The following is a 13,401-nucleotide window of genomic DNA, read 5'->3' as shown; positions in this document are numbered from 1 at the left end:
GCTTTGCGCGGGAGCCGCCGTGGACCACGAAGACCGTTTCGTCGACATCGAAATCAAGCTCGCCCACCAGGAAGACCTGGTGGAGACCCTGAACCAGACCATCTACCAGCAGGGCCGCCGCATCGACCAGCTCGAAGCGATGGTGGCCAAGCTGGCCGAGCACGTGCGCACCCTGCAGGACGGGCGCCAGACCCCGCTCAACGAGAAACCCCCGCACTACTGATTCGAGGCGCCGGCCAGGTGTCCTCCCAGGCGCTTGCCCAGGCACAGCAGGGTGAGGGTCGGCGGCAGGCCCCAGGGACCGGGGATCACCGAGGCGTCGCACACGTACAGGCCGGGAGCGGCGCGCAGGTCGGCGTCGACGCCCGCGCCGATGCGCACGCTGCCGCCCGGATGGGCGGCGAAGTGATGGGTCGCGAACACCTGCCTGGCCCCGGCCTGGGCCAGGATGCGGCGCGCGATCGCCTTGCCTTCCTCCAGGCGCGCGCGGTCCCCGGCCGTGAGGCGCTTGTCGGCCCAGCGCGGTCCCACGCCGCCGCCGATCTCGTCCCGGATCTTGACCATGATCGAGAGGGTGCGCCGGTGCGCCAGCAGGCGGTCGACGCGCCCGACCTGGAGCGCGAAGGCCTGGTACATCGGGCGCGGCAGGGTCAGGTCGGCCAGGGCGATGCCCTGCTCCGGCAGGTGCAGGCCGGCCGCCATCGGCACCTCGGCGCCGCCGTCGATGTCGGCCACGCTGCCCATCACCGCCACCACCGGATCGCTGAAGAATGGCGCGTGGCGCGGCCCCAGGTTCGACGCATGCAGGATGCGCGGGCTGCCGATGCCGCCCCCGGCCAGCACCACCAGGGGCGCGCGCAGGGCCAGCAGCCGGCCTTCGTGCAGCGCCTCGACGCCGCGCGCGCGGCCCCCTTCCATCAGCACGCGCAGCACCCGGGTATGGGGCGCCAGCACGGCGCCGTGGCCGCGCGCCTCCTCGACGAGGTCGCGCGCGCTCCACTTGGCCCCGAAAGGGCAGCCGTAGGCGCAGCGCCAGCAGCCGCTGCGGCAGGCCTGGGGACGGATCATCTTGTCCAGCTTGCGCCAGTCCAGGCCCAGCGCGCGCGCCGCCTGGGCGATGCGGGCCGCCATCGGCCCCACCAGGCTGTCGGGCAGGGGCGCCAGCGGCAGCTCGGCGCGCAGGGCGGCCAGGCTGGGTTCCAGGTCGATGCCGTGGGCGGCGAACATGGCGGCGGGAGGCGGCGCGGCGGTGGCGAAGTTGACGGCCGTGCTGCCGCCCAGGGTGGTGCCGCCCACCAGCAGCGAGGCGTCGCGGTGCACGAAGGCGCCGCTGCCCGGGCGGGCCGCCATGGACGCCATCTGGGCCAGGGTGCCGGCCAGGGGCGCGGCGCCGCCCTGTTCCAGGATCAGCACGCGCAGGCCGGCGCGCGCCAGCTCGCGCGAGGCGCTGGCTCCGCCGGGGCCGGTGCCGACCACGATGGCGTCGAAGGTATGCGAAGAAAAGTCCATGCCGGAGTAGGGGATGCGGGCCGCTGGATGCTAGCACAGGCGGGCGGCGGGCGCGCCGCCGGGGCCACGCCGGGGCGCCATCCGCCCCGTCCATACGCGTCATTACGCCCGTAAATACGGGCTGTCTTGACGCGGCAAATGCATACATCTTTTCGTGTGACGACATGCACACAGCCTGCTATGATTCCCGGCGCATAGCTGTCGAGCCCGAGCCTTCAGCTCCTCCCTTACGAGTCCGAGAAAGATCTCATGAACCGTCCACACCTGCTCATCGTCGCCGCCGGCATCGCCCTCGCGCATGCGGCGGTCGCGGCCCCGGCCGCGCCCAGCCTCGAAGCCTCCAATCCCTTCGCCAAGCAAAGCAGCTTGCCGCTGAACTACCCGGCCTTCGACAAGATCAAGGACGAGCACTTCCTGCCGGCCTTCGCGGCCGGCATGCGCGAGCACCTGCGCGAAGTCGAGGCGATCGCCAACGCCAAGGCCGCGCCGACCTTCGACAACACCATCGTGGCCATGGAACGCTCGGGCCAGCTGCTCAGCCGCGTGGTGCCGGTGTTCACGAACCTGCAGACCGCCAACACCAATGACCGCCTGGATGCGGTGGACCGCGAGATGTCGCCCAAGATGGCGGCCCACTACGATGCGATCTACCTGAACCCGAAGCTGTGGCAGCGCATCAAGACCCTGCACGACAAGCGCGCCAGCCTGAAGCTGGACGCCGAGGCCAAGCACCTGCTGGAGCGCTACTACAAGGAATTCGTGCGCGCCGGCGCCAACCTGTCCGAAGCCGACAAGGGCAAGCTCAAGGCCTACAACAGCGAGATCGCCTCGCTCCAGTCCGACTTCTCGCAGCGCGTGCTGAAGGAAGCCAACGCCTCGGCCCTGATCGTCGACACCCGCGAGGAACTGGCCGGCATGTCGGAAGCCGAGATCAGCGCCGCCGCCGCCGAAGCCGAGAAACGCGGCCAGAAGGGCAAGTACGCGATCGCCATCGTCAACACCAGCAGCCAGCCGCCGCTGGCCACCCTCACCAACCGCGCCACCCGCGAGCGCCTGATGAACGCCTCGCTGCAGCGCGGCAGCCGCGGCGGCGAATTCGACACCCGCCCGCTGGTGCTGCGCCTGGCCAAGCTGCGCGCCGAGCGCGCCGCGCTGCTGGGCTACCCGAACTACGCGGCCTATTCGCAGGAACTGGAAACCGCCAAGAACCCGGCCGCCGTCAACAAGCTGCTGAGCGAACTGGCCGGCCCGGCGGTCAACAACGCGAAGAAGGAAGCGGCCGAGATCCAGAAGGTGATCGACGCCAGCAAGGGCGGCTTCCAGGTCGCCTCCTGGGACTGGCCGATCTACCAGGACAAGGTGCGCGCCGCCAGGTATAACTTCGACGAGAACCAGCTCCGTCCCTACTTCGAGCTGAACCGCGTGCTGGTCGACGGCGTCTTCTTCGCCGCCACCAAGGAATACGGCATCACCTTCAAGGAACGCAAGGACCTGCCGGTCTACGATCCGGACGTGCGCGTGTTCGACGTCTTCGACCACGACGGCAAGCAACTGGCGATCTTCCTGTTCGACCCCTACGCGCGCGGCAACAAGCAGGGCGGGGCCTGGATGAACGAGTACGTGTCGCAGTCGCACCTGCTGGGCCGCCGCCCGGTGGTCGGCAACCACCAGAACATCCCCAAGCCGCCGGCCGGCGAGCCGACCCTGCTGACCTATGACGAGGTCCGCACCATGTTCCACGAGTTCGGCCATGCCCTGCACGGCATGTTCTCGGACGTGAAGTACCCGCACTTCTCGGGCACCAACGTGCCGCGCGACTTCGTCGAATACCCGTCCCAGGTCAACGAGATGTGGGCGATCTGGCCCGAGGTGCTGGCCAACTACGCCAAGCACCACAAGACCGGCGCGCCGATGCCGAAAGAGCTGCTGGACAAGGTGGTCGCCTCGAAGAAGTTCAACCAGGGCTACATGACCACCGAATACCTGGCCGCCTCGCTGCTCGACCAGCGCTGGCACCAGCTGACGCCGAGCGAGATCCCGACCGACGTCCTGGCCTTCGAGGCCAAGGCGCTCAAGGAAGCGGGCGTGGACTTCGCGCCGGTGCCGCCGCGCTACCGCACGACCTATTTCTCGCACTCGATGAACGGCGGCTACTCGGCCGGCTACTACGCCTACCTGTGGAGCGAGAAGCTGGACGCCGACACCGTCGAGTGGTTCAAGGAAAACGGCGGCCTGACCCGCAAGAACGGCGACCACTTCCGCAAGACCCTGCTGTCGCGCGGCGGCACCGCCGAAGCCATGGACCTGTTCCGCAACTTCCGCGGCCGCGACGCCGTTATCGAACCGCTGCTCGAACGCCGCGGCCTGACCGGCAACTGAAGCGCCACGCCACCGGCCGCCACGCAGGGCGGTCCGGTGGCCACCATTTCATACCACACCACCAAGAGACACCATGAATCGTCCACACATCATGCTGGTCGCCGCCGCCAGCGTCGCCGCCGCCTTCCCGGCCTGGGCCGCCCCCGCATCGGCCGACCGAACCGTCCAGCTCGAGGCCTCCAATCCCTTCGCCCAGGAGAGCAGCCTGCAGTACGGCTACCCGGCCTGGGACAAGATCCGCAACGAGCACTTCGCGCCGGCCTTCGCCGAAGGCATGCGCATCGAGGCCGCCGAGGTCGAGGCGATCGCCAACAACAAGGCTGCGCCGACCTTCGACAACACCATCGTCGCGATGGAGCGCTCGGGCCGCCTCCTGGACCGCGTGAGCACGGTCTTCGGCACCCTGTCGGGCTCCTACACCAACGACGCCATCATCGCCCTGCAGAAGGAGCTCTCGCCCAAGCTGGCCGCGCACAACGACGCGATCCGCCTCAATCCGAAGCTCTACCAGCGCATCAAGACCCTGTACGACAAGCGCAAGCAGCTCAAGCTGGACCCGGAATCGGCCTATCTGCTGGAGCGCTACCACACCGACTTCGTGCGCGCCGGCGCCAAGCTGTCCGAGGCCGACAAGGCCAAGCTGCGCGACTACAACAGCCAGCTGGCCGCGCTCCAGACCCAGTTCGCCCAGAACGTGCTGAAGGAAGCCAACGCCTCGGCGCTGGTGGTCGACAGCCGCGACGAGCTGGCCGGCATGTCGGAGAAGGCGATCGACGCCGCCGCCGCCGAGGCCAGGAAGCGCGGCCTGGACGGCAAGTTCGTGGTGCCGGTGGTGAACACCACCCAGCAGGCCGGCCTGTCGGTGCTGAGCAAGCGCGCCACCCGCGAGAAGCTGCTGGCCGCCTCGATGGCGCGCGGCAGCCGCGGCGGCGAGTTCGACAACCGCGAGGTGGTGCTGAAGATCGCCAAGCTGCGCGCCGAGCGCGCGCGCCTGCTGGGCTACCCGAACCACGCCGCCTACAACCTGGAAGACCAGACCGCCAAGACCACCGAGGCCGTCAACAAGCTGCTGGCCGAATTCGCCAAGCCGGCCGTGAACAACGCGCGCAAGGAAGCGGCCGAGATCCAGAAGGTGATCGATGCGGAGAACGGTGGCTTCCAGGCCGCCGCCCACGACTGGGCTTACTACAGCGACAAGGTGCGCGCCCAGCGCTACGCCTTTGACGCCGGCCAGCTGCGTCCCTACTTCGAGCTGAACCGCGTGCTGGTGGATGGCGTCTTCTTCGCCGCCAACAAGGAATTCGGCCTGAGCTTCAAGGAGCGCAAGGACCTGCCGACCTATAACGAAGACGTGCGCGTGTTCGACGTCTTCGACGCCGACGGCAAGCAGCTCGCGATCTTCACCTTCGACCCGTATGCGCGCCCGAACAAGCGCGGCGGCGCCTGGGCCAACGCATGGGTGGGCCAGAACAAGCTGCTGGGCAAGAAGCCGGTCATCGCCAACAACCTGAACGTCGCCAAGCCGGCGGCGGGCGAGCCGACCCTGCTGACCTACGACGAAGTGCGCACCACCTTCCACGAGTTCGGCCACGCGCTGCACGGCATGTTCTCGAACGTGCAGTACCCGCGCTTCTCGGGCTCGCGGGTGCCGCGCGACTACGTCGAGTTCCCGTCCCAGGTGAACGAGATGTGGATGGCTTGGCCGGAAGTGCTGGCCAACTACGCGAAGCACTACCAGACCGGTGAACCGATGCCCAAGGAGCTGCTGGAGAAGGTCCAGGCTTCGCAGCAGTTCAACGAGGGCTTCCGCACCACCGAATACCTGGCGGCCTCGCTGCTCGACCAGGCCTGGCACCAGCTAAGCCCCGACCAGATCCCGACCGACGTGCTGGCCTTCGAGGCGGAGGCGCTCAAGAAGGCGGGCGTGGACTTTGCCCTGGTGCCGCCGCGCTACCGCACGACCTATTTCTCGCACGTGTTCTCGGGCGGGTATTCGGCTGGTTACTACGGCTACCTGTGGGCGGAGAAGCTGGATGCGGATACCGTCAATTGGTTCAAGGAGAATGGCGGGCTGACGCGCAAGAACGGCGACCATTTCCGCAAGATGCTGCTGTCGCGCGGGGGGACCATGGATGCGATGCAGATGTATCGCAACTTCCGTGGCAAGGATGCGGTGATCGAGCCGCTGCTGGAGCGGCGCGGGTTGACCGGTAATTGAAGCGTTATCGGTTTGTTAAAGAACTTGGATCCCGGCCTCCGCCGGGATGACGGTCTTTGGGCAGCGGGCTAAAGCGGTAACGAACTCTCCAGCACCCTTGAACAACGTCGTCCCGGCGCAGGCCGGGACCCAAGTTCATTGCAAACCTGCAACGTCTCCTTTCACCACGCCACACCACCCTCACTCATCCACAGCCGTCCGCAACCCCACTCATCCACACCCGTCCCCAACCCCACCCCCCACATGCCGTAAAATGCAATCGTGCTCACCACCGGAGGACACGATGCAAAACGACAACGATGCGGACCTGAAAACCCGCCTGCGCAGCCTGCACCGCCACCTGCAGGAAACCGAGGACGTCGACCCCGAGCTCGAAACCCTGTTGCGCCAGCTCGACGGCGATATCGACAAGGTGCTGGAACGGCGCGCCGAGCAGCAGCTCGACGCCAATACCTTCGGCCTGTCCTCACGCTCGCAGGAACTGGCGGCCCGCTTCAACGCCAACCATCCCAAGGTCGCCACCGGCCTGCGCGAGCTCGGCAATATCCTGGCGAACATGGGAATTTAAGCCGCGAGATGCCACAAGTCATTGATAAGTAAGCCATTTTTCGGGGCGAAGAACGCCCCGAAAACGGTTTTCCGGTACAATACCGGCCAATGAACTCCCCAGCCAACCTTTTCGCGAACGTCCCCAAGCGTTCCAGCCGCGCCCCTGCCGCGCCCTTTCTCCCGATGTCCCGCGCCGAAATGGATGCGCTGGGCTGGGATTCGTGCGACATCATCCTGATCACGGGCGACGCCTATATCGACCACCCGAGCTTCGGGATGGCGCTGGTCGGCCGCCTGCTGGAAGCGCAAGGTTATCGCGTGGGCATCATCAGCCAGCCGGACTGGACCTCGGTGGAGCCCTTCCGCGCGCTGGGCAAGCCGAACCTGTACTGGGGAGTTACCGCCGGCAACATGGATTCGATGGTCAACCGCTACACGGCCGACCGCAAGATCCGTTCCGACGACGCCTATACCCCGAACGCCGAGCCGAACAAGCGCCCCGACCGCGCCGTGACGGTGTATTGCCAGCGCGCCCGCGAAGCCTTCCCTGGCGTGCCGGTGATCGCCGGCAGCATCGAGGCCTCGCTGCGCCGCATCGCCCACTACGACTACTGGTCGGACAAGGTGCGCCGCTCGGTGCTGTTCGAATCGAAGGCCGACCTGCTCATTTTCGGCAATGCCGAGCGCGCGCTGGTCGACGTCACCCGCCGCATCGCGGCCGGCGAGAACATCAAGACCATCCGCGACCTGCGCGGCACCGCCTTCCTGGTGCCCCACGGCTGGCTGCCGGACGAGGAATGGAGCGTGCATAACTCGACCCGCGTGGACGTGCCGGGCCGGGTCGATCCGCACCCCAACCCCTACGCGATGGCCCAGGAAGACACCAAGGCCTGCGCCACCGAGAACGCCCAGCCGGAGCCGGAAGTCAAGCCGGTGGTCATCATGACGCGCGAGGAGCGCCAGGCCGCCGCCCGTGAAAAGGCGCGCAAGACCGTGGTGCGCCTGCCTTCCTTCGAGACCGTGAGCGTCGACCCGGTGATGTACGCGCACGCCTCGCGCGTGTTCCACCTCGAGTCGAATCCGGGCAATGCGCGCGCGCTGGTGCAGCAGCACGGCGACCGCGACGTCTGGCTCAATGCGCCGCCGCTGCCGCTGGCCATGGACGAGATGGACAACGTCTACGACCTGCCGTATGCGCGCGCCCCGCACCCGAGCTACGGCAAGGCCCACATCCCGGCCTGGGAAATGATCCGCTACTCGGTCAACATCATGCGCGGCTGCTTCGGCGGCTGCACCTTCTGCTCGATCACCGAGCACGAAGGGCGCATCATCCAGAGCCGCTCCGAGCCGTCGATCCTGCGCGAGATCGAGCTCATTCGCGACACCACCAAGAACTTCGCCGGGACCATCACCGACCTGGGCGGGCCGACCGCGAACATGTACCGCCTGGCCTGCAAGGACAAGAAGATCGAGGAAAGCTGCCGCCGCCTGTCCTGCGTGTATCCGACCATCTGCTCCAACCTGGGCACCGACCACAGCAAGCTGATCTCGCTGTACCGCAAGGCGCGCGCCATCCCGGGCATCAAGAAGATCCTGATCGGCTCGGGCCTGCGCTACGACCTGGCGGTGCGCTCGCCGGAATACGTGAAGGAGCTGGTCACCCACCACGTGGGCGGCCTGCTCAAGATCGCGCCTGAGCACACCGAGCAGGGCACCCTGTCGAAGATGATGAAGCCGGGCATCGGCGCCTACGACGAGTTCAAGCGCCTGTTCGACAAGTACTCGCTGGAGGCGGGCAAGAAGCAGTACCTGATCCCTTACTTCATCGCGGCCCACCCGGGCTGCACCGACGAGGACATGCTCAACCTGGCGCTGTGGCTGAAGAAGAACAACTTCAAACTCGACCAGGTGCAGACCTTCACGCCCACGCCGATGGCGATGGCGACCACCATGTACCACTCGGGGAAGAACCCGCTGGCCAAGGTGACCGAGGAGTCGGAAGTGGTGGAAACCGCCAAGAGCGGCAAGGTGCGCAAGCTGCACAAGGCCTTCCTGCGCTACTACGATCCGGAGAACTGGCCGATCCTGCGTGACGCGCTCAAGCGCATGGGGCGGTCGGACCTGATCGGCACCGGCGAGCGCCACCTGATTCCGCCGGCGGGCGCCGAAGCGGCTTTCGAGCAGGGAGCGAACGCGCGCGACCGCAAGCGCGCGGTGCCGGGCAACGTGCCGCTGTCGGAGCGCGAGATCGCCAAGCGCGGGCCGCAAGCCGGCCGCGTTGGACGGGACAAGGTGCAGGTAAGGGTCGAACGTGCGCCGGCGGCGGTGGTGGCGGCGTCATCCAAGTCCAAGCCGTCGATCCTGGCGACCATCAAGACCAAGCCGCGGGCAGGGCGCAAGTAAGTTCGGGCCAGCCTTTGAGGGGGGCGCCGCACGCCAACGTTTACTAAACCCGCAGCGGCGACATCCTTGTTAGCATCTACCCGTCATCCCCGCGAAGGCGGGGATCCAAGTTTGTTTGCGTCTCGACTACGCATGCAGAACTTGGATCCCCGCCTTCGCGGGGATGACGTTTGGAGGCTAACACTACCTAAAAGGAGCCCGATGAACACGCGTCGCCTTTCCCTGCGCACGGCCCTGTTGTCCCTCATGCTCGCCGCCGGCGCCGCCCATGCCGGCAACCCGATCGTCCCCGGCTGGTACGCCGACCCGGAAATCCGCATCTTCGGCGGCAAGTACTGGATCTATCCGACCTATTCCGACCACGCCGGCAAGCCCCCCAGGCCCTCGTCCTTCACCCCCGCCCAGGAGCGCATGCGCGCCCAGTCCAAGCTGATCTGGGAACCGTACCTGAAGCAGACCTTCCTCGACGCCTTCTCCTCGCCCGACCTGGTGCGCTGGACCAGGCACGAGCGCGTGCTCGACGTGGAAAACGTCTCCTGGGCCGCCTATGCGGTGTGGGCGCCCTCGGCGATCGAACACCGGGGCAAGTACTACCTCTTCTTCGGCGCCAACGACATCAAGAGCAATGAGCAGCTGGGCGGCATCGGCGTCGCCGTCAGCGACCGTCCCGAAGGGCCGTTCAAGGATGCGCTGGGCAAGCCGCTGATCGGCCAGATCCACAACGGCGCCCAGCCGATCGACCAGATGGTGTTCAAGGACGACGACGGCCAGATCTACATGATCTACGGCGGCTGGAAGCACGCCAACATCGTGAGGCTGGCCCCGGACCTGCTCAGCCTCGTCCCCTTCCCGGACGGCCAGGTCTACAAGGAGATCACGCCCGACCCGGCCTATGTCGAAGGCTCCTTCATGGTCAAGCGCAAGGGTGTCTACTACCTGATGTGGTCCGAGGGCGGCTGGACCGGTCCGGACTACCGCGTGGCCTATGCCATGGGCCCTTCGCCGCTCGGCCCCTTCAAGCGCATCGGCACCATCCTCGAACAGGACGGCAAGCTGGCGCGCGGGGCGGGCCATCACTCGGTGGTCAACATCCCCGGCACCGACGACTGGGTCATCGCTTACCACCGCCGCCCCCTGGGCGACGACAACGGCCACCACCGCGAGATGGCCATCGAACAGCTCCACTTCAACCCGGACGGCACGATCCGTCCGGTGGTGATGACGAAGGAAGCAGTGCCGCCGCGGCCCCTCGCCGGAGGCTAGGCCTGGGACTTGCCCGGCCTGGGCTGGCGGGCGCGCCGCTCGTGGGACACGTCGAGGTCGACGCTGGCCTGGCGCTCGCGCAGCTTGAGCGCGTAGCGGTGGCGCGCGCGCAGGCGCGGGTTGGTCACCAGCCGGCCCAGGGTCTCGCCCACCACCATCACCACGCCCAGCAGCGGCAGCACCAGCATCAGTCCCACCACGCCGGCCAGCGCGCCGCCCACGAAGATCATCAGCACCGTCACCAGGGGATGCACGCGCAGGCTGCGGCCCAGGGTCAGCGGCATGAACACGAAGTCGTCCAGCAGCCGCACCAGCACGAACACGCCGATCGCGCCATAGGCCACGAAGGGATTGTTGGGCGCGTCGGTGGAGGCCACGATCACCACCAGCAGGCAGCCGGCCACCGAGCCGACGAAGGGCACCCAGGCCAGCACCGCCGAGATCAGCCCCAGCAGCAGGGGCGAGGACACGCCGATGGTCCACAGCCCGAGCGCCAGCACGGCGGTGTCGAGCACGGTCAGCTTGAGCAGGCCCTCGAAGTAGCGGCGCGCGGTCTGGTCGACCTCGTGCAGCAGGTAGAGGGTGCGCTCGAAGTAGGCGTTGGGCACGGCGCGCGCCAGGAATTTCTTGAAGCGCAGGCCGTCGCGCAGGAAGAAGAAGGTGAGGAAGGGCGCCAGCAGCAGCGAGGGCACCCAGGTCGCCACCCCCACCAGGATCTCGCCCAGGTGCTCCTGGGCGAAGTTGTCGGTGTAGGTGCGGAAGGCGCGGTTCACGGTCGAGGTCAGGTGCATCTCGGCCAGCACCGGGAACCTGCGCTCCAGCAGGGCCATGGTGTTGTGCACGAAGGCCACGCCGCCCTCGAGGTAGAGGCCGACGGTCTTTTCCCAGGAATCCTCTTCCGGCCCGCTGCTCCAGGTCAGGGCCGCGGCCAGGGCCAGCGAGGCGACCGCGAAGAACAGCACGCACATCCACAGGGCGGCGACGTTGCGGCCGTAGCCGGCGCGCACCATGCGCTGCATCGGTCCGAGCAGGATGTAGTGCAGCACCGTGCCGAAGATGAAGGGCAGGGCCAGCCACAGCATCTGCTGGACCACCAGCAGCAGCAGGCAGGTGGCGGCGATGATGCCGGTCCAGACCACCGGACCGGCGCGCTCTCCGGTGTTCATAGCGCTTCCAGCTGAGGGCGGCCGGTGCCCATCCATTCGCGCAGGCGGCGGCCGATGTGGCGCGCCAGGGCCAGCGAGATCTTGTAGCCGATCACGGCGTCGGTTTCCATCAGGCCGAGGAAGTCGTTGCGGAAGAACACCGCCATCTCGCAGGGCTCGATGGCGCGCGCCTGGGCGTTGCGCGGCGAGTTGTCGAGCAGGGCCAGGTCGCCGAAGAAGCCGCCCGGCTCGAGCTCGGCCACCACCTGGGTCGCGCCCTCGTGCTGGCGGCTGATGCGCACCCGTCCGCTCATCAGGAGGTAGAGCGCCTGGCCTTCCTCGCCCTCGTCGAACACGATCTCGTCGGTCAGGTAGCGGCGCTCGTGCATCAGGCCGTCCACGATCTTCAGTTCCAGCGGTGTCAACGAGCTGAACAACGCCGAATTCTTCAGGCGGTGCAGGCGTGGCGACATCTGAGGGGGCTTGAGAAAACCGAAGATCACGATCGCTCCAATGCGGGCAAGAAATGTTGTCTGTTGATTATCCGCTATCGCATGCTGCTGCGCATTAGAAAACGTGCGCAGCGGGGCGCCCTTGTTGCCAGCGGTTCAAAATATGGCTGGCGTGCGCACCTTGCTAGGGAAAGCGTGTAAGATAAATTCCCTACTGCAACACATATTGCCATATTTTTATCTGTTGCGTGGCTATCCCTGCGTGACGGCAGGCTACACCCCCCATAAGGACGGGCAGTGATCGATACGCAGACTTTTACCCTGGCGCTGGGCATCGGCAATATTGCATTTGCCGTGCTGATGGCCGGGTATACCCACGGCGGCGCGCCCAGCCCGGGCCTGCGCCTGTGGATGTGGGCGCGCCTGGGCATGGGGATCAGCCAGTTGCTGGGCTGGGCCCGTCCCCACCTGGGGCTGGCGCTGGCGCCCGGGCTGGAAGGAGTGGCCTGGATCCTGGCGGTCTCGGTCGAGGTGGCCGCCTATTGCGTGTTCTTCGGTTTTACACGCTGGGGCCGCTTGCTGCTGCCGATCACGGCCCTGTCGTCGGCGGTCGTGCTGGCGGCGGGCAGCATGGGCGCCACCCACGCCGAGTTGAGCCGAATGGTGGCGGGCGTGGTGGCCTTGTACGCCGCCACCATGGCCTGGATCCTGCTGCGTCCGCGCCGCTTCGCCACCCGCCATGCGGCCGGCTTGCGCAGCGCCTCGCCGCTGCAGCTGATCATCGGCGTCAACGACGCCCTGTTCGCGGCTGCGGTGGCGCTGTCGGCCCTCGACGGCCTGCGGGGGAACGCGCTGTTCGGCCCCGGCATGGCCGGCGAATTCGCCTACCTGATGGGCTACCTCCTGATGATCGTCAACGGCTTCGGCTTCCTGCTGCTGTGCAAGCAGAAGGACGACGCCGAGATGGAGCGCCTGGCCACCACCGACTTTCTCACCGGCCTGCCCAACCGCCACGCCTTCCTGGAGCGCGCCGAGCAGGCGCGCCTGGCGGCGCAGCGCCAGCGCCAGCCGCTCGCGCTGATGATGATCGACATCGATCACTTCAAGCAGCTCAACGACCGCTGGGGTCATGCCAGCGGCGACGAGGCGCTGGTGGTGTTCGCCCGCACCGCGCGCGACGTGCTGCGCGAGCACGAGACCATCGGCCGCCTGGGCGGAGAAGAGTTCGCGATGATCCTGCCCGGCGCCCAGCTGGACGAGGCGGTCCAGGCCGCGCAGCGCCTGCGCCTGGCGGTGCGCGCGGCCACCGTGATCACCAGCGGCCCCTCGTACACCATGACGGTCAGCATCGGCGTGGTGCTGCTCGATCCGAACGAAGACCTGAGCGGGGCGCTGGCGCGCGCCGACCACGCGCTGTATGCGGCCAAGCGCGACGGCCGCGACCGGGTCGAGATCGGGGAGCCGGGCCGCCGCCGCGCCTGAC

At 67.4% G+C, this 13,401-nt stretch carries 10 protein-coding genes; 7 read left to right on the top strand and 3 right to left on the bottom strand.

What is annotated here, in order from left to right; genetic code table 11:
* Window positions 1-19 precede the first annotated feature (19 nt).
* Window positions 20-223: a SlyX family protein gene (locus B0920_RS22965; protein ID WP_078035017.1), complete on the top strand. Its 204-nt coding sequence runs from the start codon at window positions 20-22 to the stop codon at window positions 221-223.
* On the opposite strand, the gene B0920_RS22960 is transcribed toward B0920_RS22965, so the two are convergent.
* Window positions 217-1,509 carry a GMC family oxidoreductase N-terminal domain-containing protein gene (locus tag B0920_RS22960; protein ID WP_078035016.1) on the bottom strand — a complete coding sequence of 431 codons (1,293 nt, stop codon included), beginning with the start codon at window positions 1,507-1,509 and terminating at the stop codon, window positions 217-219. The genes B0920_RS22965 and B0920_RS22960 overlap by 7 nt on opposite strands.
* Window positions 1,510-1,758: 249 nt before the next feature.
* On the opposite strand from B0920_RS22960, the gene B0920_RS22955 reads away from it, so the two are divergent.
* The 5 genes from B0920_RS22955 (at window position 1,759) to B0920_RS22935 (ending at window position 10,321) form a co-directional block, all read left to right on the top strand.
* Complete coding sequence (locus B0920_RS22955) at window positions 1,759-3,888, top strand: M3 family metallopeptidase (protein WP_078035015.1); 2,130 nt, start codon at window positions 1,759-1,761, stop codon at window positions 3,886-3,888.
* A gap of 73 nt (window positions 3,889-3,961) precedes the next feature.
* The gene (locus tag B0920_RS22950; RefSeq protein WP_229455912.1) at window positions 3,962-6,106 is read left to right on the top strand and encodes a M3 family metallopeptidase; all 2,145 of its coding nucleotides are present in this window, start codon (window positions 3,962-3,964) and stop codon (window positions 6,104-6,106) included.
* Between the two features lie 283 nt (window positions 6,107-6,389).
* Window positions 6,390-6,674, top strand: coding sequence for a DUF4404 family protein (locus tag B0920_RS22945; protein WP_078035013.1), 285 nt, complete (start codon window positions 6,390-6,392; stop codon window positions 6,672-6,674).
* Window positions 6,675-6,838: 164 nt separating this feature from the next.
* Window positions 6,839-9,058, top strand: coding sequence for a YgiQ family radical SAM protein (locus tag B0920_RS22940; RefSeq protein ID WP_218669409.1), 2,220 nt, complete (start codon window positions 6,839-6,841; stop codon window positions 9,056-9,058).
* Between the two features lie 201 nt (window positions 9,059-9,259).
* Complete coding sequence (locus tag B0920_RS22935) at window positions 9,260-10,321, top strand: glycoside hydrolase family 43 protein (protein WP_078035011.1); 1,062 nt, start codon at window positions 9,260-9,262, stop codon at window positions 10,319-10,321.
* On the opposite strand, the gene B0920_RS22930 is transcribed toward B0920_RS22935, so the two are convergent.
* Both B0920_RS22930 and B0920_RS22925 read right to left on the bottom strand, forming a co-directional pair.
* On the bottom strand, window positions 10,318-11,487 hold the full coding sequence (locus tag B0920_RS22930; RefSeq protein ID WP_078035010.1) for an AI-2E family transporter: 1,170 nt from the start codon (window positions 11,485-11,487) through the stop codon (window positions 10,318-10,320). The two genes, B0920_RS22935 and B0920_RS22930, sit on opposite strands and share 4 nt — an antisense overlap.
* A complete protein-coding gene (locus B0920_RS22925) occupies window positions 11,484-11,969 on the bottom strand; it encodes a cyclic nucleotide-binding domain-containing protein (RefSeq protein ID WP_078035009.1) in 486 nt (161 codons plus the stop codon). Before B0920_RS22925 ends, B0920_RS22930 begins: the two co-directional genes overlap by 4 nt.
* Before the next feature lie 246 nt (window positions 11,970-12,215).
* Between B0920_RS22925 and B0920_RS22920 the strand changes: the two genes are divergently transcribed.
* Window positions 12,216-13,400 carry a diguanylate cyclase gene (locus B0920_RS22920; protein ID WP_078035008.1) on the top strand — a complete coding sequence of 395 codons (1,185 nt, stop codon included), beginning with the start codon at window positions 12,216-12,218 and terminating at the stop codon, window positions 13,398-13,400.
* The last annotated feature ends 1 nt before the right edge of the window (window position 13,401 follow it).

Source organism: Massilia sp. KIM, assembly GCF_002007115.1.
In the GTDB taxonomy this organism is placed as follows: Bacteria; Pseudomonadota; Gammaproteobacteria; order Burkholderiales; family Burkholderiaceae_D; genus Telluria.
The sequence above is the reverse complement of the archived record's forward strand: the minus strand, read 5'-3'. Positions and strand labels throughout refer to the sequence as shown.